Origin of the sequence: Streptococcus sp. HMSC074B11, assembly GCF_001808705.1 — a bacterium.
Taxonomy (GTDB): Bacteria; Bacillota; Bacilli; order Lactobacillales; family Streptococcaceae; genus Streptococcus.
Genome location: NZ_KV794233.1, coordinates 1 through 340 on the forward strand (window position 1 = coordinate 1; position 340 = coordinate 340).

At 39.1% G+C, this 340-nt stretch carries 1 pseudogene; it reads left to right on the top strand.

Going from position 1 to position 340, the window contains the following annotated elements:
* Positions 1-340, top strand: a pseudogene (locus HMPREF2619_RS01250) (tagatose-bisphosphate aldolase); the annotation flags it as partial.

The window sequence follows — 340 nt, forward strand, 5'->3', positions numbered from 1 at the left end:
GCTTCATCTATGCTTCTTGACCCTGAATACGGACTTCCTGCAACAAAAGCTTTGGATAAAGAAGCTGGTCTTCTTCTTGCATATGAAAAAACAGGATATGATACTTCAAGTACAAAACGTTTGCCTGACTGTTTGGATGTTTGGTCTGCAAAACGTATCAAGGAACAAGGTGCAGATGCAGTTAAATTCTTGCTTTACTACGATGTAGATAGTTCAGATGAATTGAACCAACAAAAACAAGCTTACATCGAACGTGTTGGTTCTGAATGTGTTGCCGAAGATATTCCTTTCTTCTTGGAAATCTTGGCTTACGATGAAAAGATTGCTGATGCAGGTTCTG